The 23,213-nt window shown below is 66.8% G+C and carries 19 protein-coding genes and 2 pseudogenes; 5 read left to right on the top strand and 16 right to left on the bottom strand.

Annotated features, from left to right (window positions below; translation table 11 throughout):
- Positions 1 to 7: 7 nt before the first annotated feature.
- Entirely contained in the window at positions 8 to 1,441 is a 1,434-nt protein-coding gene (gene dctP, locus IPK24_21545) for a TRAP transporter substrate-binding protein DctP (GenBank protein ID MBK8078072.1), read from the top strand.
- Positions 1,423 to 3,141, top strand: coding sequence for a hypothetical protein (locus IPK24_21540; GenBank protein MBK8078071.1), 1,719 nt, complete (start codon positions 1,423 to 1,425; stop codon positions 3,139 to 3,141). Before dctP ends, IPK24_21540 begins: the two co-directional genes overlap by 19 nt.
- A 333-nt stretch (positions 3,142 to 3,474) precedes the next feature.
- Here the strand turns inward: IPK24_21540 and IPK24_21535 are convergent.
- Positions 3,475 to 4,140: pseudogene (locus tag IPK24_21535) on the bottom strand (TetR/AcrR family transcriptional regulator C-terminal domain-containing protein).
- Between the two features lie 98 nt (positions 4,141 to 4,238).
- Between IPK24_21535 and IPK24_21530 the strand changes: the two are divergent.
- Positions 4,239 to 4,712: a hypothetical protein gene (locus IPK24_21530; protein ID MBK8078070.1), complete on the top strand. Its 474-nt coding sequence runs from the start codon at positions 4,239 to 4,241 to the stop codon at positions 4,710 to 4,712.
- Positions 4,713 to 5,419: 707 nt separating this feature from the next.
- On the opposite strand, the gene IPK24_21525 is transcribed toward IPK24_21530, so the two are convergent.
- The 4 genes from IPK24_21525 to IPK24_21510 form a co-directional block, all read right to left on the bottom strand.
- A complete protein-coding gene (locus IPK24_21525) occupies positions 5,420 to 6,682 on the bottom strand; it encodes an ATP-binding protein (protein MBK8078069.1) in 1,263 nt (420 codons plus the stop codon).
- 74 nt (positions 6,683 to 6,756) lie between these two features.
- Positions 6,757 to 7,008, bottom strand: a complete 252-nt coding sequence (locus tag IPK24_21520; GenBank protein ID MBK8078068.1) for a hypothetical protein — start codon at positions 7,006 to 7,008, stop codon at positions 6,757 to 6,759.
- A gap of 353 nt (positions 7,009 to 7,361) precedes the next feature.
- Positions 7,362 to 7,700, bottom strand: coding sequence for a hypothetical protein (locus tag IPK24_21515; GenBank protein MBK8078067.1), 339 nt, complete (start codon positions 7,698 to 7,700; stop codon positions 7,362 to 7,364).
- Positions 7,701 to 8,573: 873 nt separating this feature from the next.
- Positions 8,574 to 9,191, bottom strand: a complete 618-nt coding sequence (locus tag IPK24_21510; GenBank protein ID MBK8078066.1) for a tetratricopeptide repeat protein — start codon at positions 9,189 to 9,191, stop codon at positions 8,574 to 8,576.
- Between the two features lie 67 nt (positions 9,192 to 9,258).
- On the opposite strand from IPK24_21510, the gene IPK24_21505 reads away from it, so the two are divergent.
- The gene (locus IPK24_21505; GenBank protein MBK8078065.1) at positions 9,259 to 9,540 is read left to right on the top strand and encodes a hypothetical protein; all 282 of its coding nucleotides are present in this window, start codon (positions 9,259 to 9,261) and stop codon (positions 9,538 to 9,540) included.
- 649 nt (positions 9,541 to 10,189) lie between these two features.
- Here IPK24_21505 and IPK24_21500 read toward each other — a convergent pair.
- The 8 genes and pseudogenes from IPK24_21500 to IPK24_21465 all read right to left on the bottom strand — a co-directional run bounded on the left by IPK24_21500 (position 10,190) and on the right by IPK24_21465 (position 18,092).
- Positions 10,190 to 10,663, bottom strand: a complete 474-nt coding sequence (locus IPK24_21500) for an IS3 family transposase (protein ID MBK8078064.1) — start codon at positions 10,661 to 10,663, stop codon at positions 10,190 to 10,192.
- Between the two features lie 118 nt (positions 10,664 to 10,781).
- Positions 10,782 to 11,081: pseudogene (locus IPK24_21495) on the bottom strand (transposase).
- Positions 11,078 to 11,377, bottom strand: a complete 300-nt coding sequence (locus IPK24_21490; GenBank protein ID MBK8078063.1) for a transposase — start codon at positions 11,375 to 11,377, stop codon at positions 11,078 to 11,080. Before IPK24_21490 ends, IPK24_21495 begins: the two are co-directional and overlap by 4 nt.
- Positions 11,378 to 11,786: 409 nt before the next feature.
- The gene (locus tag IPK24_21485; GenBank protein MBK8078062.1) at positions 11,787 to 12,965 is read right to left on the bottom strand and encodes a tetratricopeptide repeat protein; all 1,179 of its coding nucleotides are present in this window, start codon (positions 12,963 to 12,965) and stop codon (positions 11,787 to 11,789) included.
- 26 nt (positions 12,966 to 12,991) lie between these two features.
- Positions 12,992 to 14,035, bottom strand: a complete 1,044-nt coding sequence (locus IPK24_21480; protein ID MBK8078061.1) for a DUF4062 domain-containing protein — start codon at positions 14,033 to 14,035, stop codon at positions 12,992 to 12,994.
- Positions 14,036 to 14,314: 279 nt separating this feature from the next.
- Positions 14,315 to 15,928, bottom strand: a complete 1,614-nt coding sequence (locus tag IPK24_21475) for a trypsin-like peptidase domain-containing protein (protein MBK8078060.1) — start codon at positions 15,926 to 15,928, stop codon at positions 14,315 to 14,317.
- A 1-nt stretch (position 15,929) separates the two neighbouring features.
- The gene (locus IPK24_21470; protein ID MBK8078059.1) at positions 15,930 to 16,880 is read right to left on the bottom strand and encodes a hypothetical protein; all 951 of its coding nucleotides are present in this window, start codon (positions 16,878 to 16,880) and stop codon (positions 15,930 to 15,932) included.
- Positions 16,881 to 17,648: 768 nt separating this feature from the next.
- The gene (locus tag IPK24_21465; GenBank protein ID MBK8078058.1) at positions 17,649 to 18,092 is read right to left on the bottom strand and encodes a hypothetical protein; all 444 of its coding nucleotides are present in this window, start codon (positions 18,090 to 18,092) and stop codon (positions 17,649 to 17,651) included.
- Between the two features lie 486 nt (positions 18,093 to 18,578).
- Between IPK24_21465 and IPK24_21460 the strand changes: the two genes are divergently transcribed.
- Positions 18,579 to 19,652 (top strand): IS110 family transposase, encoded by a 1,074-nt coding sequence (locus IPK24_21460; GenBank protein MBK8078057.1) that lies wholly within the window; start codon positions 18,579 to 18,581, stop codon positions 19,650 to 19,652.
- Between the two features lie 510 nt (positions 19,653 to 20,162).
- On the opposite strand, the gene IPK24_21455 is transcribed toward IPK24_21460, so the two are convergent.
- From IPK24_21455 to IPK24_21445, 3 genes are all read right to left on the bottom strand, one after another.
- Positions 20,163 to 20,942, bottom strand: a complete 780-nt coding sequence (locus tag IPK24_21455; protein MBK8078056.1) for a DUF2510 domain-containing protein — start codon at positions 20,940 to 20,942, stop codon at positions 20,163 to 20,165.
- Positions 20,943 to 21,127: 185 nt separating this feature from the next.
- Positions 21,128 to 21,658, bottom strand: a complete 531-nt coding sequence (locus IPK24_21450; GenBank protein MBK8078055.1) for a hypothetical protein — start codon at positions 21,656 to 21,658, stop codon at positions 21,128 to 21,130.
- Between the two features lie 520 nt (positions 21,659 to 22,178).
- The gene (locus IPK24_21445; protein MBK8078054.1) at positions 22,179 to 23,159 is read right to left on the bottom strand and encodes a hypothetical protein; all 981 of its coding nucleotides are present in this window, start codon (positions 23,157 to 23,159) and stop codon (positions 22,179 to 22,181) included.
- Positions 23,160 to 23,213: the final 54 nt, after the last annotated feature.

Raw genomic sequence — 23,213 nt, 5'->3', positions numbered from 1 at the left:
AACGGCAGTGGACAAGCAGGGCGCGCCCGTCCCCGCGGTCACCGAATTGGTCCTGGGCACCGCCGACCCCGGCGACGCCGAACTCACGTTCTTCGTGGACGCCGTCGACCGCGCGTCCGAGCATCGGCTGCGCGTGCGCGTGGACTCCACCACGTACAACAGTGAGACCCCTGGTGGTGAGGCGAAGCTGGCCGGCGACGTCCGGGCCGGCACCGTGGCACTCGGCTACGTCGCCTCCCGGAACCTGGCCACCGACGGCGCCCCGGCTTTCCAGGCGCTGCACGCCCCGTTCCTGCTCGGCGACACCTCCGATGCCATCGCTCTGGCGGGCAGCCCGGTGGCTGGAGACGTCCTGGCCAGCCTCGACGACCGAGGCATCCACGGCCTCGCCCTCGTCCCGCTCGAGAGCCGCCGGCTGATCTCTCGGCAACCGATCCTGGCCCTGAGCGACCTGAAGGGGGCCCGGATCCGGATCAACGACAGCGCCCAGTCCGCGAAGCTGATCTCGGCCTGGTCCGCGGTTCCCGCTCAGGGTTATGTCGCCGCGAAGACCAAGGCAGAACTCATGGCCGGGCGGCTGGACGCCGTCGAGACCTCGCCGGCCTACATCGTCTCCAATGCCTACTCCACCTCAGCGCCCTACCTGACGTCGTTCGGCCTGTTCCCCAAGATCGAGGTCCTGGTCGCCAATCAGCAGGCGTGGACCCGCCTCTCCGACACCGACCGGACCGCGCTCACGTTCGCCGCGGCACAGACCCTGACGCACGCGGCGACCCAGACGCCTCAGCAGGAGGCCAAGGCACTGTCCCACTTGTGCGCGAGCGGCGTCGTCGTTGTCCAACCGGCGGATCAGGCGTTGAGCGCGCTGAAGGCAGCGGCCACCCAGGCCCGACCGGACGACGCGCAGGCGACCGCGTGGTTCGCCCGCCTGCGCGATGCCCTGGCGTCGGTAGGCCAGGCCGGGACGTCGGCGACGCCCTCCGACTGCCCGGTGGCCACCACCGCCGCGCAGGCGACGCAGCTGCACGGCAGCGCCGCGTCACCGTCCGCCACACCGTCCCCGACCACGACGGCAGCGGTGTCTCCCTTCCCGACCGGCACCTACACGACCTTCGTGACCCGCGCCCAGTGGAAGGCCGCCGACATCACCTCGAACCTCGCGACGGCCGACGTCACCTTCACGTCGACGTTCGGCGCCGATGGGAGGTTCACCCAATCACTGGCTCCGGCCTTGCCGGACCAGGGACCCTACGAGGGCACCTACAAGGTCGAGGGTGACCGGCTGATCCTCGACTACCACGCCGTCGCTTCACCGACGGACCGCTACGCCGAGACCGTGACGTGGAGCTACTTCAAGGGTGAGCTCCACTTCGTCGTGGTGGACGTCGCCGACGACGCAAGCAAGGTCATCTACCGACAGCCATGGCGCAAGGTCGGCTGACCTCGAGACCCGCCGGGCGACCATGGTCCGCCCGGCGGGTCGACCCCTGGGTGGCCGGCGCGGCACTCAGCGTGGCGGTGGCGGGTGGGGTCGTCGAAGTCGCCGGTGGCCTGGGCGTGGGCTCCGTGCTGGACTGGACGCTCGGCGCGGGGTTCGCCATTGCCGCAGTGCGCCGCTCGCTCGCGCGGCACACCGCTCGTCGGACAGCAGATCTTGCGCTCGGGCTCGCCACCGCATCACTGTGGTTCGCCGCCACCGGCGCCGAGCAGCTCCCGCCACCCTGGCACGCAGTGGCAACGGCATTGACGGTCATCGGCTACCGCGGACCGTTGCTGCACTGGCTGGTCTGCCAGGCGGACGCACCGCGTCGCGGGCCGGTCCTGGCGCTCCTGGCAGTGGGCTACGTGGCTGCGGTCACCGGAACGCTCGCCTCCGCGATGGCGACCTCCGCGGCCGCGCTGGCCCTGGCTGCTGTGGTCGCGGCGTCGGCGCGCTCGCGTCAGGACGACGCCCGGCGGGTCACCCGAACGACAGCAGGGGTTCTTGCCGCTCTCGGGATCGCTTGGGCGGCCTCCGCCGCCGGTGCGGTGCCGGCGTCGGCGCGCCAGGTCCTGGACGCCGCCGTCCTGCTCGCCGCCGCCATCGCTCTGGGAGGGCGCGCCGCATCCGGCGGCCTGAGCGGCGCGGTGGGCAGTCTGATCGTGGAGCTGGGGCCGTTGGGCCGACAGCGAGCGCCGATGTCAGAAACCCTCGCGCGCGCTCTGGCGGACCGGCTCCTGCAGGTGCGCGCCGACGATCCGGAGACCGGCTGGACAGACGAGTTCGGGCGGCCGGTCGCCGATCCGGTCGCGGCGACCCCGGACCAGGTCACGGTGGCGACGGCACCTGACGGTGGGCGGGTCGCGCTCGTCCACGGTGAGCCGGGCGCGGCCGACGGTCCGCTGGCGCGCGCTGCTGCAGCGGCGGCGCTTCTCGCTCTGGAGAGCGTCCGGTTGGAAGCGCGCGTACGGCGGGAAGCGGCCGCCGTCCGGGAGTCCACCGCTCGACTGGTCACCGTGGACGACGACGAGCGGCGGGCGTTGGCCGAGCGTCTGCACACCGGCCCGCTGTCCAGGTTGGAGCGCCTGCGGAGTGCCCTGGTCCAGCGCAGCGACGAGCTGGCACCGCTGACCGAGGAACTCGATGGCGTGATGACCGACCTCGGGGATCTCGCGGCAGGACTTGACCCCGGCAGAATCGGAGCCGAGGGGCTGCCACGCGCGCTGGCTCGGTTGTGCGACGGCATGGCCTTCCCGGTGGCACACCAGGTGAGCCCTGGTGCGGACGGCCTTCCGGCAGAGCTCGCTGCGCTCACCTACTTCGTGACCGCTGAGGCGCTCACGAACGCCGCCCGACACGCGGCCGCGACCCAGGCCCGGGTTGCGCTCGACGTCACCGCACACGACCTGACTCTCACCATCGAGGACAACGGCCAAGGCGGTGCCGTCGTCGAGCCGGGCCGCGGCGTGCAGGGGCTGATCGACCGGGTCGAGTTCGCCGGCGGCCGACTCACGCTCGACAGCCCTCTCGGCGGACCGACGCGGCTGGTTGCCCGGGTGCCTCTCGGCGCCGCTGTCGGTGCTCGGATACAGCGCCTACGCGTCGTGGACCGCCACGAATCCCCCGGTCAGATCGGGCCATCTCCTGATTCAGGGCGGTGACCTCGTCAGCAGACTGGCGGCGCCGCTGTGTGGACGTCGGCGTTGGCGCTCGCCCGTGGTGCTGCCCTACCTGTGGGCCGCCGCAACCGTCACCCCGCGCGAGGGTCTGCTGCACACGACGTTCACCGCGGTCGCACGCGCACCGAGGCCAAGTACGGGCGAGACGGCGAGCCCACCGCCACACTGACCATCGCTCCGCTGGTCGAGGCCGCTGGCCCGAACATGTCGACGCGGTGGCTGGTAGCGGCTGGTGCTGGCGATGCTGGACGGATGCGGTCGGCCGCGACGGTGCCCCGATCGGCCCCGCCTCGAGGCGTGATGCCTTGTGAAAGGTCAGGGCGACGCGGGGCGGGCTCGTGACGGTGCCGCGATGCGTTCCAGACCGTGGATGATGAGGTCGAGTCCTATGTCGAACTCTTGATCGAAGCTGAACTGCGCACTGATCGCTGGCGCGGCCAGCGCAGCCAGGTGGGGGTAGTCGGTGAAGCCGGCCCGCTCTGCGGGGAGCCTGGCGGCCCCGGGCGATTCCTCGTGCTGTGAGACCGACATGCGGGTTTCTTGAAGTACGTGGCCGTATACGAAACTGTCGAGGATCCAGAAGGCGTGGGCCGAGTCCTGCAGAGTGAATCCGGCCGCTCGCAGACAGCCGAGGATCGAGTCCACGTACCGCATTGATGCGGGTCCCGTCGCGCCACGGCTCTCCAGCAGGCCGATGGCCCAGGAATGCCGGCACAGGACCCGCCGGGCGGAGTGTGCCCGCCATCGCATGGCCTGCTGCCAACTGGCCTCGACGTCGGGGAGTTCGATCACGCCGAAGACGTGCTCGACGATCTCGTCGAGGATCTGGTCCTTGTTGGACACGTGCTTGTACAGCGACATCGCCTGCACGCCGAGTCGGGCACCGAGGCGGCGCATGGTCAAGGCGTCCAGACCGTCTCGATCGGCAAGATCGATCGCGGCGCTGATGACGCTGTCCTTGGTCAGGGGTTGGCGGGAGGGGGTCGCGTGGTGTGCTGGCACCTTGACAAGTCTACTAAGTAAGCCTACCGTGGCAAGCGAGGGGTACTTAGTAAGCCGACCGAGCGAAGGGACTGGCCATGTCCGCCCTCACCGAGCAGCCGATGACCACAACCACCACGACGACACTCGATCCTGCCTCGGTGAACGTGCGCGTGAAGATCGCCGCATTGTGGACGGCGATGATGTTCGTGTTCGCCTATGTCGATCTGTTCAGCCTCTACCGCGCGGACGTGCGCGCCGACCTGGAAGCTGGCCACATGTCGGTCTTCTCGATCGGTCAGGGCTTCCTGCTGGGCATCACGACCTACATCACCGTCGCCAGCCTCATGGTGTTCCTCAGCCTTGCCCTACCGGCCCGGGCCGCCCGATGGACCAACCTGGTCCTCGCGGTCGCCTACGTCCTCACCATCGGGGGCGGGGCCGTTGGGGAGTCCCACTACTACTACCTGCTCGGCAGTGCCGTGGAGGTCTTGCTGCTGCTAGCCGTCGTCGGATACGCCTGGACCTGGCCCAAGAGCATGGACCCGCAGCCTGCGGGCCCGAACCACTGACCTCGACGCCCCACCGCCCGCCCCGGCACGCCGACCGGTTCCAGCCATCGCCAGCAGGGCGCGGCCGACGCGGCCGCGCCCTGCTGATCCGGCTGTGTGCCGGGCGTCCAGGCACACGCCAGTTCGGCGTCGTCGAGGTCGAGCTCCCCGTGCCGGCGTAGCAGCGGGACCAGCTCGGCCAGCATCGGCGCCAGCCGTTTGCCCGCCGGGGCGTTCAGCACCGCCCAGCACTTGGTCAGCGCCGCAACAGTTCTCGCATCGTACGTCGGTGTCCGCGGGTGCCCGGTGAGCCGGTGGAGACCGGATTCGGCCGATGTCAGCCGGACCACGGACCCTCGGGTCATGATTCTCACTAAGGGTGCATCGTCGCAGGTCAGGCCACGTTCTCGCAGGTCAGCGGAGGGCAAGGGATTCGAACCCCCGGGGCAGCATTGGGTACCGCCCACGGTTTGCAAGCATGCCCACGAATCCGGCCCTGGCCTGCAGCGACGCCGCAGGCAGACGGTACCTCCCCGTAGATTCCCCGCGGTTGGTTGGCCGCCATCGGCAACGGCTGACGCTGATTGGACATGAGCGACTCTCATCCAAGGTCCACTGGCCTCTCCGAGGAAGTCCACTTGTCCTCGTGGGGAGCAATCGGCGCTGGAGCTCGCCTTCCAGCCGGGGCGCATGACGAGTGATCGCGTTCGCGGCCGACCGGAGTTGCTTCACGACCAGAGACGGTCGACGGGCAGTACGTGGAGTCGATCCTCGTAGGTGTAGGAGCGCATCCCCAGGTAGAACACGATTCCGGCGAGGAAGGCGTCGCCGGCAGCGTTGCGCAGCTTGCGTAGCGGCTTGAAGTCGCCCCCAGGAACTCGTCCGCCGGCCTTGACCTCAACGGCGACGAGCGCACCGTCATCACGCTCGAGGACCAGGTCGACCTCGTCACCCTCTTTGGTGCGCCAGTGTCCCAGTGCGCTGACGCCGTCCAGCCACGAGGCCTGCTTGAGCAGCTCGGCCACAACGAAGCTCTCCAGAAGGTGACCGAGTTCGGTCAAGGCCGTCGGGTCTTTGCGGCCGAGCTTTTCGGGGGTTAGTCGCAGAAGTCGCGCGGCCACTCCGGAGTCAAGGACGTGGATCTTCGGCCTGCCGATCGCTCGGGACGAGAGCGTCTTACCCCACGCCGGAAGCCGATGAACCAGGAACACCGCCTCCAGCAAACGGGTATAGCTCTCAGCCGTCACCCGATCCATGCCCAGGTCGCGAGCTGCCGCTTCGACGTTGAGGACCTGAGCGGTCTGGCCTGCCAACCGAGCGAGCAACGCCGGAAGCAGCGCCCCCTGGCGAATGCGACTCAACTCACGCACATCGCGTTCGAGGGTCAGGTCGACGTAGCTGTCGAACCAGCGGTTACGAGCGGCCGTGCTGCCGTGGGCAAGCGCCATCGGAAACCCACCCGCGGTGATGCGCAGCAAATACTCCTCACGCGTCGTGGCCGAGGCCGGCTGCGAGGCCACAACGGCTGCCGCATCGAGGAATACCCCCTCCACCAAACGCTCGTGACGACCAGCGATCTCGCCCTGGGACAACGGGAAGGCCGTCAGCCGGGCCAACCGTCCGGTCAATGCTTGGGCAGCGGGAGGCAGCGCGTCATGGCGGGTAGACCCGGTCAGAGCGAACCGACCGGGCCGACTGGAGAGGTTCAACTCAGCCTTGATCGCGTCCAGCACGATCGGAGCCTTCTGGTACTCGTCGACAAAGACGGGCTCACCGCCCGAGACGAACGTGCTCGGATCAGCGGCCACCGCGTCGCGCACCGCCGGGACATCCAGATCCAGAAGGGTGGCACCGTGCACTGCGGCCATCTGTCGCAGCAACGTGGACTTGCCTACGGTGCGCGGACCCTCGATCAGCACGACGGGGTCCTCCAGGAGCCGCTCGAGCGCTACCGACGCCAGACGCCGATCCACGAGACCTTCGAGGTGCATCACGGCCGCAGACTACACGAGTTCACGAATGGACATGCCCTGAGTTCACGATTGGCCATACTTTGAGTTCACGATTAGTCATGGCTTGAGTTCACGACTGGCCGTGGCGTCGCCGCTCTGGTCTGTTCGACCAGGTCCTTGTAGGCGAACCGCCGAAGCTCCACGGCCTGCCGCTGGCAGTCCAGGAGCAGGGCCGCCGGGCATTCATCCTGCACAACCGACTCGTCGCGGATCACCCGAAGAGCGACCAGCAGGCCAGCGACCATGACCGCTGCGGTGAGAGCGCCGACGACGACGCGGCGGCGGCGTGAGATCTGGACTGACATCGGCGCTCCCCACGATCCGACGTTTCGACCAAAACGCGCTTACCGGGAAGATCGCAGCGTAAAGGCAGTCGAACCGCGAGTGACACGGTCGCCCAACTATCGCTGCACCGCCGTCAACCCGTCCGGCGGGCTGACAGAGCTCGACGCCTGGCCCGAGCCATACCGCCGATGTGGTTCAGCCGGCTCGAAGCCCTCCGCCACGACAGCCACGGTCAAGTCCCGGTCCTTGGCGAGCACAGACCACGATTGGACCACGGACGACTGTCGCCAGCCGGCGAGGGTCGTTGACGGCCGGACGCCGCTGCCGCCCCTGGCGAGAGGAGGGGCGGTGTCGTCCTCGCGCTGTGGTCGAGTCAGGCCCACAGCGTGGCGATGGGCAGGGGCCAGATCCTCGTATCGAGCTCGAAAGGCTGCCTGCCGGTGTGGAAGACGATCCCGCGGACGAAGGACTCGACGAGTTCCTCGCGCAGCCAGGCGAGGTGGCGGGCATCCTTGGCGGTGGGTGCCGAGGTGACCTTGGCCTCTGCGGCGATGAGGCGCCCGGCGCCGAGGTCGATGACGATGTCGACCTCTGTCGTCCAGCCTCGGTGCGGCCACGGCGTCGAGCGCGGCGATGAGAAGGATGACCACCGCGCAACACCTGTGGCTTCGGCATCCAGCGCCGCCATCAGGCCGAACGAGGGCAGCGCCATGAGCGCAAGCGAGAGCCCTGCGCCGAGCGCAGCCAGGCTCGCTGCGCCAGTCCGCCTCGCACCAGATACCCCGCTGGGTATTCACAGACACTCTCGCCCAGACCACGAATAGGCCACTGGCACGACCACTCACCCGAGGTCCATGCCCGATCAGTCACCTTCCATGATCGGTGCCACTGTGAGCCGTCGAGGCCGCTGACCAGCACGAACGCATCTCGATCACCCCCTGCCGACGTGCCTACCGGCCACATGGGGGCCGTGACCAGCGGTTTCGCACACCGCTATCGCGCCCATACGTTCAAGATTTTCTTAGTTGATCTTGAACGCCGCATAACTGCACGTCAAAGGCATGATCTTTAGTCAGCGGAGGGCGAGGGATTCGAACCCCCGAGCACGGATGATTACGCGCTAGCGGTTTTCAAGGCACTCACCCGAACGGGCGTTGACCTGCAGTGATGCCGATCCGAGGCGAGCACGGACCACGATTGGACCACGGATGGCTGTGGACGGTCGGGCTCTGTCGGTGACGGCTGGACGTCGATGCCGAAACCTCCGATGAGTGTGGAGCGGGTGTGGCGGTCAGGTCGGACTTGCGATCGTAGGAATGCTCACGCCAGCGCTGAAGAGCAATCCTCCGCTGGCCGCCGCGGCGAACGCATCATCGACCAGGCCGAGATAGCGAGCCACAGTGGAGTCCAGCAGAGTGGTGTACGACGGGCCTGAGCGAGCACGGGATCTCGATCCGGTGAGTCACCCCAATACTCATGGGCCGCCAAGCACGCGACGCAGCAACAGACCAGGCGACAGGTCCGCGACAGCGAAACTTGTAGCGATCATGGTCGACCACCGCGAACAGCAACATGTTTGCAGCCGTCATTGGAGCGAACTGCGAAGATCAGTAACTGACTCGTTGGTCTTGACCGTGTCGGGGTGGGTGGAGCCCAGCAGGTTCCGTCGGAAGTTCAGCACTGCGTCGAGCTCGGCCAGCGCCTCACCATGGCGACCCATCTCCTGCAACGTCTTCGCCCGCTCGTGACGGGTGGTCAGCACGTCGGCGTGGCCCTCACCGTGCAGTTCCTGCCGAGCGGCCAGCACCGCATCGAGCTCGGCCAGCACCTCACCGTGGCGACCCATCTCCGACAGCACCCGCACCCGCTCGAGACGGGTGGTCAGCACGTCGGGGTGGGTGGAGCCCAGCAGGTTCCGTCGGGAGTTCAGCACTGCGTCGAACTCGGCAAGGGCCTCACCATGGCGACCCATCTCCGACAGCACCCGCGCCCGGTCGTGACGGATGGTCAGCACGTAGGCGTGGCCCTCACCGTACAACTCCCGCCAAGCGGCCAGCACCGCATCGAACTCGGCCAGCGCCTCACCATGGCGACCCATCTCCGACAGCACCCGCGCCCGCACGTCCCGGGTGATCAGCACGTCGGCGTGGCCCTCACCGTACAACTCCCGCCAAGCGGCCAGCACCGCATCGAGTTGACTCACGTCGAATGCCCGCGTGGGTGGGGTCGTTGACTCATCGGTGGATGCCCGCGTGGGTCAGGCTCGCTCGATGGGGTTGACCATGGTGCAGCGCAGGGCGGTGTTGGCCTCGCAGGTGGCGGCGTGGCCGAAGGCCGCAAGGGCAGAAGTCGGCCATCCTGATCGTCTGGTGGCGGTCAACGGGTGGCATCGTGACCACGCCCGCAAGATGATCCGGGCGGCCGTGGCCGATGGTGGCAGCGACCGGGCGGTCGGTCAGCGGCGGGCGGCCCGGGCACCGGTCTGCCCTCGACGACGCGGCGATCACGGCGTTGGCGACGTGTTGGGCGGTGCTGGGCGGCCCGACCGGTAAACGGCTGCAACCGGCGTTGGCGGCCTGGTCCCGGCCCTGCTGGCCCAGGTGAACTGCCCCAGGACCCGGCCGTGATGATGCCCTGTTGGCGATGTCGGCGGCCACCATCGACCGGCGCCTGAAGACCCACCGGGTCGGCCTGGTCGCCGCCAAGGGCCGCCTGACCGACCGGGCAGCCTGTTGAAGTCCTCGATCCCGTTGAAGACCTGGCACGAATGGGACGACACGGCACCGGGGTTCGGAGATCGACCTGGTCGGCCAGGCGGCGACGCCAACGGCGCCTTCCACACACCCTGGACGCCCCGCGTCGCCGGGCTGGCCAGGCGATCAGCATCGCCTCCAAAGGCGAACGGACCGTCTAGCGGCCCTGACCCGACTGCAGGTCCGGTTCCCGTTCGCCCTGCTGGGCATCCACTCCGACAACGGCAGCGAGTTCATCAACCACCACCTGCTGAAATGGGCCACCGACCGGCAGATCACCTTCACCCAGGCCGGCCCTCCCACTCCCACCAGGCCCACAGAGCGAAGAACTGGACCACCTCCTCCGCCGTCGGCTACCACCGCTAACAGGCCAACTGTCCTAAGAACTCTGGCCCCTGCAAGCCCAACGGAGCTTGACCCGGTTTCCCGGACACGTTCGGTGTGGGGTTCAGGCTGCCGGGTCGGTGGCCTGTGGGGTCAGTGTGGTCCAGTATCGGGTCTCGTACTCGGCTGGGGATAGGTAGTCCAGGGCGGAGTGGCGGCGGACGGGGTTGTAGAAGGCTTCGATCCATTCGAAGATCGCGGTGGCCAGGTCGTCCCGGGTGGTCCAGGTGCGTCGGTCGAGCAGTTCGCGTTGCATGGTCGACCAGAAGGATTCGATCATGCCGTTGTCCACGCTCGAGGCGACCCGTCCCATGGATCCGAGTAGCCCCGCGGCACGGAGTCGGTGCCCGAAAACCCAACTGGTGTATTGGCTTCCGCGGTCGGAGTGCACGATGGTGCCGGGTTCGGGGCGGCGCCGCCAGCGGGCCATCTCCAGGGCGTCCACGACCAGGTCCGAGCGCATGTGATCGGCGATCGACCAGCCGACGACGGCGCGGGAGTACACGTCCAGCACCGCGCAGCAGTACACCTTCCTCACCCGTGGGTGTTCGGGACATGGTGCACCACAACCGGTCCGGGGCGTCGGCGACGAACCGGCGCTGCACCAGGTCGTCGTGGGTGGCGGTGTCGGGCGTCGCGCGTCTTGCGTTCCCGCCGACCCCGACCAGACCGTTCGCGCGCATCAACCGTGCCACCCGTTTGCGGCCGCACCGGTGATCCAGGCCGAGCCGGAGTTCGGCGTGCACCCGCGGGGACCCGTAGGTGCCACGGGAGCCCTCGTGGACCGCGGTGATGGTCTGGACCAGCTCGGCGTCGGCGACCGCACGAGCCGAATCGGGCCGGTCGCGCCAAGCGTAGTAGCCCGACCTGGAGACCTCGAGCACCCGGCAGGCCACCGCGACATCGACCTCCAGGTCGCTGTCATCGGCGAGTTCACGGACCAGCCGGTACGTCATTTTGGGTCGCTCTTGGGCAGGATGTTCTCCCGCGCGAAGTAGGCACTGGCGCGTTTGAGGATCTCGATCTCCATGGCCTGGACCCGGTTCTCGCGGCGTAACCGGACCAGCTCGGCCCGCTCCGGGCTGCTCAGGCCCTCCGTGCGGCCGGCCTCGACATCGTCCTTGGCCATCCAGTTCCGCAGGCAGGACTCACTGATCCCGAGGTCCTTGGCGATCGCCGCGATCGGTTTGTCCCCGAGGCGGGCCAACTCGACCGCCCGACGACGGAACTCCGGTGGGTGTGCAGCAGGCATACAGGACTCCTTCCCAAGATGAAGATCATCATCTCAGATCAGGTGTCCGGGAAACCGGGTCAAGCTCCAACTGACCAACCTGTTCCTGCCCCAACAGAAACTGCTCACCAAGACCCGCGACGGCGCCAAGGTGACCAAGACCTACGACAAGGCCGCCACCCCCGCCACCCGCCTGGCCCGCGACCCCCCGACGTCCTGACCCCACCGACGCCCACGCCCTCGCCACCAACTCGACGTCCTCAACCCGCCGGCCTGGCCCGCCGCATCGCCGCTCCAGGCCAGCCTGCTCGAGCTGGCCCGCCCGCCCCGGCAGCATCCAACGCCGCGCCAAGACCAACGCCGTCTACCTGTCCAAAACCAAGATCAAACCACCCCAGGCCCCGCGGGCATCCACCGATGAGTCAACGACTCACCCCAAGCGGGCATCTTGACGTGAGTCACCAGGCGCATCGAACTCGGCCAGCGCCTCACCATGGCGACCCATCTCCGACAGCACCCGCGCCCGCTCGTCCCGGGTGATCAGCACGTAGGCGTGGCCCTCACCGTGCAACTCCCGCCGAGCGGCCAGCACCGCATCGAACTCGGCCAACGCCTCACCATGGCGACCTATCGCCCCCAGCATGCAAGCTCGTAATTGGCGGTACCGGCTGGCCGGGTCGGGGCTGATGCCGATGAGGGCGTCGTACAGGGCCAGAGCCTGGTAGTGCAGGCCGTTGCTCGCCAACTGGTCGGCGCCGCGGCCGATGACGTACTCGACGCGCCAATCATCGGCGTTCCAGTGGGTGCTCGCCTCCTCGTCGCCGGGTTCGATGTGGCGGTGACTGAGGGTGTCGGCCGCGTGAGCGCTCAGCTGTGACCAGGCCTGGGTACTGTCGGTGTGGGCACCGAGATCTTCGGCGGCGTCCAGGAGGAGTTGTGTCGCCAGGCGCCAGTAGGTGTTCCCGTCAGCACCGGTCAGGTCGGTGTGGCTTCTGGCGGCGGTGCGAATCACGGGGTGCAAAGCGAGGGTGGCTGCTCTCGGCGGCGTTCGGGTGTCGTCGGTCGGGGTGAGAGCGATCAGGCCGAGGTTGTGCAGGCTGGTCAGAGTCCGGGTCAGGTGCGCCGGGGTGATCCCTTCGAACCGGTTGGTTGTTGCGAGCGTGCTGGGGGTGAGGACGAGCTCATAGGGCAGAGGGGCATCCCCGAAGCAGCAGATCAGCAGGAGCAGAGCACGGGCGTGGGCCTGGCCGGTCTTCTGGAGTTGGTCAAGACTGATCTCCCACGTTCGAGCGAAGAGTGCCCCCAAGTGGCGTTCTTCGCCGTCCTTGTCGTCGAGACCGGGGGTGGGTTCCCCGGCGGTGAGTGCGTGCTGGTAGTCGGTGAACTGGCGCAGGGTACCCGGCGCGGCCCAGCGGGCGGGGATGGCGGTGGTCTCGGCGAGGGCCTTGCCGGCCAGGTGAAGCAGAAGGGGTACGCCGCTCAGCGATCGGCCGAGCAGGGCAGCTTGCTCGCGGGTACCCGCGTGGGGAGCGAGGTCCAGCATGACCTGTGCGGCGGCGTCCGAGGCTAGGGGGTGCAGGTGGTGGCGATGTGTCCAGTCGCCCCACATGTCGGGTCGTCCGTCGCGGCTGGTGATCAAGACGGCGCCGCCGTGTTGGGGCGGGCGGATCCATCCTCGTCCTTCGCCATCGGCCCGTACTGGTTCAGCGCAGAGGGGTCATCGGCGTTGTCGATGACCAGGAGCCATGGGGTGGTGAGCCGATCGAGGACGCGCCAGGTGGCGTCGGCAGCGTTCGCGTGACGGTAGTCGTCATCGGTGGCGCCGGCGGCGAAGCCGACAGCCTGCATGCCGGCTTCGAAGGCCGCTGGGGCATTGGCTGCCACCCACCACACCGTGCGGCCCTGGTCTCGCGCCTGGTATGCGACCTCGAGGGCGAGCCGCGTCTTGCCTACCCCGCCGATGCCGTGCAACACGATTGCCTTGTGGCCGTCCACCGGCGACGGGTCTGAGCCCGTGGACTCCTCTGCCGCGCCGGGGTCGAACCTCGCGAGGTCGGCCGGCATGCTTCCACGGCCCCGGAGTGCAGTGCTGCGCAATCCGAAGGGCGGGTCGATCAGGGGCAGCGCCCCCCGGTCCACCCCCGCCACCGCAACGGTTTCTGATCGGCCGTGGTCGCCGCCGGTCGGAGGCAGGTCGCGGAGGGCGTGGAAGACGGCGAGTTCGAGCTCTTCGGGTGTGGACACCGAACATCGTGTGAGGTTGTCGGTGTCCAGTCGCGCGCGGAAGTCATCCTGGCGGTCCCCGAAGTGGGGGTCGCTGTGGAAGCCGCGGGGTCCGTGTGCGTCATCGGAAATGACAAAGATCAGGAGCGGCAGTCCTGTGGTCTTGGCGGTCTCGTATTCGAGTTCAACGTAGGACCGGGTGTCATCATCGTTCCGGACCAGACTGCCGTATCGGAAACCAACGACGCCGACGTAGACCGAACACTCCTGGATCTTGGCGACGCACAGATCCGGGGGTGGCGTGTCCGATGCGGTGAACATACTCATGTCCACGGCCACATCGCCGGCCCGGCGAACCCCTTTCCGGGCGCACTCGATCCAACTGGTCGCCTCGGTCGGGAATCGGGTGAGTTCGCTGGTGAAGCTGAGGAACACGTGTCGCCCGGGCAACGCCATGTCACAACACTCTAGTGAGCACCAGGGTCTTGATCGAGCAATGCTCGAGACCTGTGAATGACCACGATCGGGGAAGGCCACCTTCCCGAGTGCCGTCTGATTGCTCAGGTCAAGCCAGGCCCTACGCTTGCCGGCGCGGGTCGGGAAGGTACGACGAGCAGCTTGGCGCCCTGCGACGGGCACCAGTACTGCCCACCGCTCCTTCGAGAGCTTCCTGATCGAGCCGCGCGAAGTTCGCCGACAGTCCGCTCCGCGCCCCGCAATGGGGTGACGACCGGTTCAGCTTGTGCCGAGGACGGCGGTGATGGCGCTCAGTCGGATGCCTTCGTTCGCTTGGTAGTGACCGCTGCGGCCGTTGAGTTTGTGCATCCGCTCGTCACCGCTGTGGTGCAGTGCGATCGCCCGCCATTGGTTGTCGAAGACGGGACTTCCGGAGCTGCCGGGCTCGGTCGGTGACCGGTAGTGCACGAACGTTTCGTCGTGGTCGAGGATCTCGTTGTCCTGCAACGAGAACTGCGGCACTTCGATGCCGCGGGGGTGACCGATGACATAGGCCCGTTGGGGTGTCTTGGCGCCGACGGCGGGCGGCTTGTCCGTCACCTCGACGGGCTCCACTCCGGCGGGTGCCTCGTCCAGGAGCAGGACCGTGGCGTCCAGATGATCGGGAGGACTGGTCCACAAGACCTCTCGGATGCTGAAGCGGTAACGGACGTCGTCCTCTTGCAGGGCGTGGAACGCGACGTCGGCGTCGTCCGCGTCCACCCCGCCCGGCACCACGTGGGCGTTGGTCAACACCACCACGTCGTCACGATCCAGGCCGATGTCTCGCGCCCGGACCAGGAACCCGGTACCGACACCTCCGGACAACGGCGTCTCGATCCGGGCGACCGCCCGGCATCTGACCAAGCCACGGCGGTACCACGGCAAGCTGACGTAGCGATCGGCGCCGAAGACCTTCTCCAGGTCCGGGTTGGCAGCCCCGGCGGAGGTCCCGACGCGATCGCGGGCCAGCTCATCCGGGTCGAGGAGCACATCCCCGCCCGTGCGGCTCAGCACACCGGCACGCAGCAGGGGCAGCAGATCCCTGCCCGGTTCAGTCTCGACGTCCAACTGCCAGATCTGACCCAATTGACGCAGCAACGCGTTCAACGCGAACGCGGACACCGTCTCGTCATTCACCAGGGCTTCGGCGCGTTCCTGCGCCGGCCCGGTGCGACCCAACGCGAGATCGGTCTCGACCAGCGTCAGGGAGCTCCACTCGTCGGGGTCGGACGCGTTCAGCCTGACGCTGATCCGTTCCGCCAGCCGGCGGGCCTCCTCCGCGGCGAGCACCTCACCCATCCCGTCCTCGGGGTGGGCGTTCAGGGCCAGACCGTCCCGGGCGGCGCGAGCCGCCAAGGCGACAGCGTTGATCCCGTGCCAGTAGTTGGCCTCGTTCTCGTCGTAGGCGGCGCGGTAGAGGTCATAGGCCTCCTGCAGCAACTGCTCACGTCGCGCAGTGGCCCGGGCCGCCAGGAACAGGTCCTTGGTGCACCGGGCGACCCCACCGCGGGCCTCGCTCCAGTCCTCCGAGTCGGGATCGGCGTTCTCGGCCAGCGCTGCGAACAGGACACGAGCCACCGCCGGGAATCCCCGGTCCACCATCGTCTGCGCCACGGCCCGCTGCACAACCCCATCGCGGACACCGATCGCCATCAGGGAATCGGCCAGCATGACCAGATCGTCGGCACGACGGTTCTGGCGCAGGAAGGCCAGGACCGGGGACCACTCGTTGCGTCCCGGCGGCAACTCACGAGTCTGCAGGTCCTGCACGTAATCTCGACAGATCACGTGGACAAGATCCCAGTCGGTCCCCTGACCGGCGGCCCGCAACCGGGGCATGAGGTCGTTCACGTCAGAACAGCTCCCGCCCCAGGGCCTCGCGCAGGATCTCGCGCACCGCATGCTGACCGAGATAGCTGCTGATGTTGTGCCGCCAGCGCCCCTGGTTTGCCACGATCACGTCGTTGATCATCGGGACGCCGTCCCGACGGAACTGCCCAGCGATCGAGGGGTCGGCGCCGCACACGACGTCCAGCGGGTCCGAAACGTTCCACCATCGCCGACCCGCCAGGCCGCGTTCGGGCCACCCGGTCAGCGTGGTCCAGCGCGGGGCGAGCGCCTGCTGCACCTCCGACAACCCGAGCGGGCTACCAATGGTGACCAAGGCATCCACCGCCGGAACGTCATCCACCTCGGTCAGCACGTCATAGGCAACCACCGTGCCCAGACTGTGCGACACCACCACGTGCGGCCCCGGCTTCACGCTGCCCTGCCGCAGAGCATCCAGTGCCCGACGACGGATGTCACGACGGATACGGAAGCTCTCCCCCGGTCGGGGGGAGTACTCGACGTCATAGAGGTAATGGTGCACGTCGCGCAACAGGATCTTCATCAAACGCTTCTTCAAGAACCCCGGCAGCGGAACCGCTTCCAGCGCCGAGCCCATCACGATCTCGGCCTGCTCAACCTGGGACGCCCCCGGCGCGTCGAGGTCCAGTCCGGTCTCGAGGGCCAGAGCCCCGACGAACCGGCGCTGGTCAGCTGGTAAGTCGCCCATCCAGGCCAAGTCGGCGTCCTCGGCCGGCACCGTGACCTCCAACTGCCCCTCAGTGCTCTCCCGCGCAGACACCGACGACAACGGACTCGAATACAGCATGTCAGCCCAATACACCAACGACATCGACACCCCGGCGGCGTCCAAGTCGAGCCCATCGTTGTCCAACAACCCAACCCGCCACGACTCCAGCAGAGCACCGGACTCCGGCTTGTTACCGATCCCGTGAATGAACGTCACATGCGCCATCAGATCCCCCACCCCACCCGACACCACCGCTACCGCAACGTACTCAGTGAACTCTCCCGCCGGCACTGACACCGGTCAAGGACGCATCAACCCCAGGCAAGCAGCAAGCCGGGTCAGGGCCACAGAACGCTCCACTGACACGGAGTCGTCGAGCATTGAATGGTGGATGACGCACTGACCTCACCCCGGCGGCGCCCGGGTCTGCCGCCAAGCTCGCGGCGCCAGTCCACCTCACACCAGATACCCCGCTGGGTATCCATAGACGGTCTCGCTCAGACCACGAATAGGCCACTGGCACGACCCCTCACTCGAGCTCCGTGCTCGATCAGTCGGCTTCCATGATCGGTGCCACTGTGGACCATCGAGGCCGCTGACCAGCACGAACGCATCTCGATCATCTCCTGCGGACGTGCCTACCGGCCGCATGGGGCCGTGACCAGCGGTGGTGCACACCGCTATCGCATCCACACTCTCAAGATCTTTCTTGTTGATCTTGAATGCAACATAACTGCACGTCAAAGGCATGATCACAGGTCAGCGGAGGGCGAGGGATTCGAACCCCCGAGCACGGATGGTTACGCGCTAGCGGTTTTCAAGGCACTCACTCGAACGTGCGTTGACCTGCAGTGATGCCGGGCCGTGCCGATCACGGACCACGGGTGGCTGTCGTCGGTCGGGCTCGGTCGGCACCGACTGAACGCGACGACGGTAGGTTTGAATCGAGCGGCAGACAAGCCGCAATGATTCAGGAAGAGCCCTTGGAGCACCTCAGGAGTCGCTATTCCACAGATCTTCGGGCAGAACGTCTCCGTAGGGTGCAACGGCGCCACCGAGGGTCTGTCCCATCGATTCAACGAATCCGTGCAGTCCAGCGTGACTCTTAGGGCTCCACGCCCACAAGAAGTCAATCATGTCGTCCGCGGTTCGGGCTTGCGGATCTCGCTGAGAGTTCGCTTCGGCGTTGAATTGACTGTCGAATTGGGCTCGCGCAGAATCATCGTTCATGATGCGAAACCATTGATGCGCGTTGAGCGCGAGATTTATAGCCGTCAACTGCGCTACCGAGTCGATGTTGTGTTGCGACGCGGGCTTGCCGGCCTCCTGAAGGGCGTCGGCATAGAATCCCGGGTGGAGCACGGGAACACCGCGTTCCGAAACGGGAGCCGGGGTCGTGGCTGGCTTTGACTTATTGCCATTAAACAGACCCATCATGGTCCTCCAAGATCAGATTGCCGTGGGACGGAGCGATCGGTTGTTCTTGCCAAGGGCGGGCCATTCGTGATGATTGCATACGTCCACGCGCTGCATCGGCGACGCCCCCGCGTTACCCGTCGATTGTACACTCACAATTCGAACCCACGGGCGTTCTTCACTATCGCTGCCCCCTCGTGCAACCAAATCCCCTCCGGGTCAGACCTGAGTCGTGACACTGAGGTTAGACCGTATGGAGAGTCGGGCTGTTCTTGCGGCCCGTCATCATCCGAGCGGTGAGGGTCGGCGTTCTGGTCACTGGGTCAAGGCTGGGGAGCGTGCCTTGACCCAGTGACCAGAACGCGAAGGCTGCCACGATCGGATGATGCCAGCGGTGTGATCTCGCCGGGTGGTCAGCATCCGGCACCTCGGCTGGCACGTGGTCGCGGGTCACGCACCTGGCACTACTGGTGTGCCCGGGGTGCCGCAGGTGACAGGAGGCGCCGGATGCTCGACGAGCGTACGACGGTAGGGCTGGATGTTCATGCCCGGTCGGTGGTCGCGGAAGCGGTCGACTGGTCCACGGGGCAGGTGTTCTCCACGAGGCTGGTCCCGACCAGCGAGGTGGTCCTGGAGTGGGTCTCGTCGCTTCCCGGGCCGGTGGCGGTCACGTATGAGGCCGGCCCGACGGGATTCGGTCTGGCTCGCGCGTTCACCGCGGCCGGGGTCCGGTGTGTGGTGGTGGCACCTTCGAAGTTGGAGCGGCCGCCCGGTGACCGGGTGAAGACCGACCGTCGGGACGCCCGGCGTCTGGCGCGGCTGCTGCACATCGGGGAAGTCGGCGGGATCCGGGTCCCGACGGTCCAGGAAGAGGACGCCCGGGACCTGGTCCGGGCCCGGGACGACGCCCGCGCGGACTTGATGCGGGCCCGGCATCGGCTCTCGAAACTGTTGCTGCGCCATGGTGTCGTCTACTCCGGTGGGAACGCCTGGACCGGGGACCATGAGCGGTGGCTCCGCGGGCAACGCTTCTCGCGGCCCGGCAGCCGGGCCGCGTTCGATGAGGCTTTCGACGCCGTGCTGTCGGTCACCGCCCGGCGAGACCGTCTCGGTGACGCGATCGAGGCCACCGCCGCCAGCGCCACCTGGGCGCCGATCGTGTCCCGGTTGTGCGCCGTCCGCGGGATCGCGACCTTGACCGGTCTGGGCCTGGCCGTCGAGATCGGCGACTGGGACCGATTCACCGGGGCCAGCATCGGCGCCTACCTGGGGCTGGTCCCCACCGAGTCCTCCAGCGGCGCCAGCCGATCTCAGGGCTCGATCGGCAACACCCACGCCCGGCGGCTGCTGGTCGAGGCCGCCTGGCACCATCGCAAGCCGTTGCGGCCCAGCAAGACCCTCGCGGCCCGACGCGCTCACGTCGCGCCCGCGGTCCGGGCCCGGGGCGAAGCAGCTGACCGTCGCCTCCATCACCGGTGGACCACCATGAGCGCCCGCAACAAGCGATCCACCGTGATCGCCGTCGCGGTCGCCCGAGAACTCGCCGGCTGGTGCTGGAGCCTGGCCACCATGGACGACTAACCCCAGCCCCCGGCCAGCAGCGACCGCTGCCGCACGGGGCCCGCCCCCACAGACCGGCCGGTGGGAGAACCCGGCACGGACAACGCGAGGAACGACCCGCGGCGTCACTATGGGCAACCCGAGCCCCACTGGCTCGAGCGACGCCCGACTTTAGACAGCGGCCCGTTCCCGACGAACAACCGGTCATGCAGGTAACCAACCCGCGCATATCAGTCTCGACCGCGCGTCGACGACGACCCGACCGGACCTCCCACCGGCCCCCCCAACCCCCGCCCGCCCGCCCGAACCACGGGCCGATCAACCCTGCCCCTTGACAGATCGACACGCCATATCAGTGACCACCTTGAGCCCGCCTGCGGCGCATCAGTCGTGCTCAACGCCACCCGTAATACGACAGCGACACTTCGTGACGAAGTGTCGCTGTCGTATTAGACTGCTCCTACTCGGCGGCAACTGAGCCCCGGGGAATCAGGCATCAACTCTCTACACGTTGTGGAGTTGCAGGGGGCCTTATATACGCTCGAATATCTCTCTTCTGCCGCGTTCGTCATCGATTCTCTGCCGCGTAGTCCAATCAGTTCCATCCCAATAGCGCTCTCTTGACTGGATTCTGGGGTCGACGTACCAGCCGGGCCCTTCGAGCAGGTCCGGCTCAGGAATTACTTCTGTGATCCTCTCGGCCAAGAATACGCGATGAAGTGCAACCGCTCCCCAAACCTGAATGGTCAGACAAACCTCGCCTGCTGGAATCCATCCCGGCAGTGAGTACGTCTCATCTCGGGTCATGCTGGCCAGGCTGGGATAGCGTACGACTCGTTCGGAACAATCCAGGTAGATTCGTAGGGCCCGTTCCCTCCCTTCGTCGGAGAGCAGCCCGTCATACGGAGGGCGAATCTCCAGGGTGCCTTCAGACTCAATGCCCATCAACCTGGATAGCTCGACAAGCGTGATGTCATCAGGTGAACGACGAGAGCCGTATAGCGAACTGAGAAGAGACACCGATCCATTTAGGGCGGACCACTTCACCATGGATGGCTCTCGTTGGAAGATCGGGCGCACTATCTCCACGGCACTGGTTAACTCAGGCCCAGGAAATAGCGGCCTTCCGATCGCCTCAATATCCGAGAGTGGATGGTCCTCGAGCGCCCTTACCGCTTCAACAAATAGCCTTTCTCGCCGCGGCGGAGTGCCCGGCCCTTCAGGTCTGGACTGAATATTTCCTCGAGCTGTCAGCCTGGGCCTTTGCCTCGGCTCCCACTTGGCCTTGCTTCTGTTCCCAAACACGCCCATTTGACCTCCACTTGGCTAGGCAGGGCAGGTTAATTCAATAGCCTTCATCACAGCGGCCTCGGGCGGGATGGCGAGAACAACATGGGCTCACCCTCCGCCAACATCTCTAAGTGCTCGTCACCCAGCAACCTAGGCGTTCGATGGATGTCCTTCAAGGCGCTCTAGCTGGGCGACAGCCATCAAGACTACGATAGGACTTTCTCCACTATCCGCCGCGCGTCGAAGGACAGGTCGGCTGTTCCATTTTGTGTGGCAAGTAGCGACCAAGCATTGAGCATTCCCTGGACATCGATGTCTCCGGTCGGATGGCGCATGATAACCAACCCAGGGTCGAGCTTGTCGAGGGTTGGCAGGATGACATTCGCCAAGCAGGTGAGGGATTCATCGGAAATTCTTTGAAGAAGCGTATCGACCCATTCTCCGCGACGCCACGTGGGCTCGAGGTTCATTTTCCAAAAGGACGCGAAAATTGCGATATGGGAAACTAAGTCGACTCGCTTGACGACCTGAGCCTCTTGGGCGGCTCGAGCCAACCACCGCCATGGCCGATCAATACCCGTATCACGGCCCGCGGCGCTCAGCGCGACATAGGTTTCGATCTCGGGTGCGCCGCCAGCGACAGCGAACTCTCGCAGCGCCCCGAAGATTGCATCATTCGTGGTGCCAACCGATCGCTCGAACCTAGTCATCAACAACATGATCTTGTCCAGGTCCAACGGCGGCAGCGTATCGGGACTGCCGGTCGTAGGCAGAGAGGGCGCCGCGTGCGGCTGGTCCTGCGAACTTCCAGAACCGCTGAACGGGGGGTACTCTCGGGACTTCTTACGAAATAGCGACACTGCTACCTCCTGTAGCACTCAATGGATCTGACCCCATCAGGTGTGGCGGCATATGACATCGAGCAAGGCGAACCTGTCATGACCTCGCCCTCTTAGGTTGCGACGCTGCACGAGTCTTGCCCCCAGTCGACCTGAGAACGCCGAGCTAGGATCTCAGCACGTTCAGAGAGATCTTCACTCCAGAGGCAAGACAGCGCAGGCGAATCTCGAAGTCGATGCTGCACCTGTTCATCGATCTCGCCACAGGATTTCCACCGGGGAGTATGGCGATGTCACGGATCTGCTCCACGTGGTACCCGTGTGTAACACTGGTGCGCCTTGTATGACGATCCAGTCAGAGCTACCGGCATCGAGCAGCAAGTCGGCGCCCACAGCGCTCTGGCTTCATCGCGCACGGTCAGGTCAGCCATGAGCCGACGGTCTGGTCGAGCAGGTCGGCGGGAGAGGTGTGCACATCCTCGCGACGCAGGCCCATCAGGCTCACCTGTGCAGCAAATCGGTCGAAAGCCTTCGCGCAGCCTGCCGGGTCGCCGGACGGACAGGCTTGAACGACGTGTACCTGCACTCCAGCGAGCGCGGCCTCCTTGGCCGGCCCGCCGCTGCGGTTCACGGGGACGACGTCGGCCAGGTCACTGACCACCAACACTGATCGGTCGCCCGTCTCGGGCATCGTCCCTAGTACGGCAGCCATGCATCCCAACACGTCAGACCCGTTGGAACGCTGCGCCGTCACCTGACTGACCCGCTTCAACCCTCCGGCGAGAAGATGGTCCCTTTCGTACTGGACCTTCTTGCGTGCCTCGGTGGCGTCCACCCACGCCGCGAGTCGGGTGGTGAAATCGGGGGAGCCGTTGTCCAATGGCTTCCCGGCGGAGACGCCTGGGATGCCCGGCAACACGAGAGTCGCCGTGAAGCCGTCATTGTCGACAGACTGGTACGAGTTGGCTCGGACAATGCGGATCCGAATGTCGAGGGGCGTGCTCGGTGACGACGCCTTCCAGGTAACCCCGCTATCGGCGACGTTGCCCTGACCCCGTAGCGCCCTATCCACGCTGACCGCCGCACGCCGCCCGAGCCGGCGGTCGCCGTCCACCGACCCGGAGGAGTCCAGACAGGCGGCGCGGTACCGCGGGTCCCCGGGCGGGACGGTAGCGGGCAACGACGCGGCTGACCCCACGGCACTCTGCGATCGGGTGTGGATGACGACCGCCGCGCCAGCCGCCACAAATGAGGCGACCCCAGCGATCCCGAGCAGCAGCATCAACGGCCGGTACCTGCCACCATGCTTAGTCGATGAGGGCTGGCTGTTCTGGAGCGGTGCGTCAGGCCCGTCGGCGGGTCGTGCCGTCGGCCCCGACATGAAGTCCGGCAAGCTCATGCCGCCATCCTCACCGCTGTGGTGTCGTGCCAGGTTCAGGCCTGAAAGCAGAGG

This window comes from Kineosporiaceae bacterium, from assembly GCA_016713225.1.
In the GTDB taxonomy this organism is placed as follows: domain Bacteria; phylum Actinomycetota; class Actinomycetes; order Actinomycetales; family Kineosporiaceae; genus JADJPO01.
This window is presented reverse-complemented; position numbering and strand designations above follow the sequence as displayed.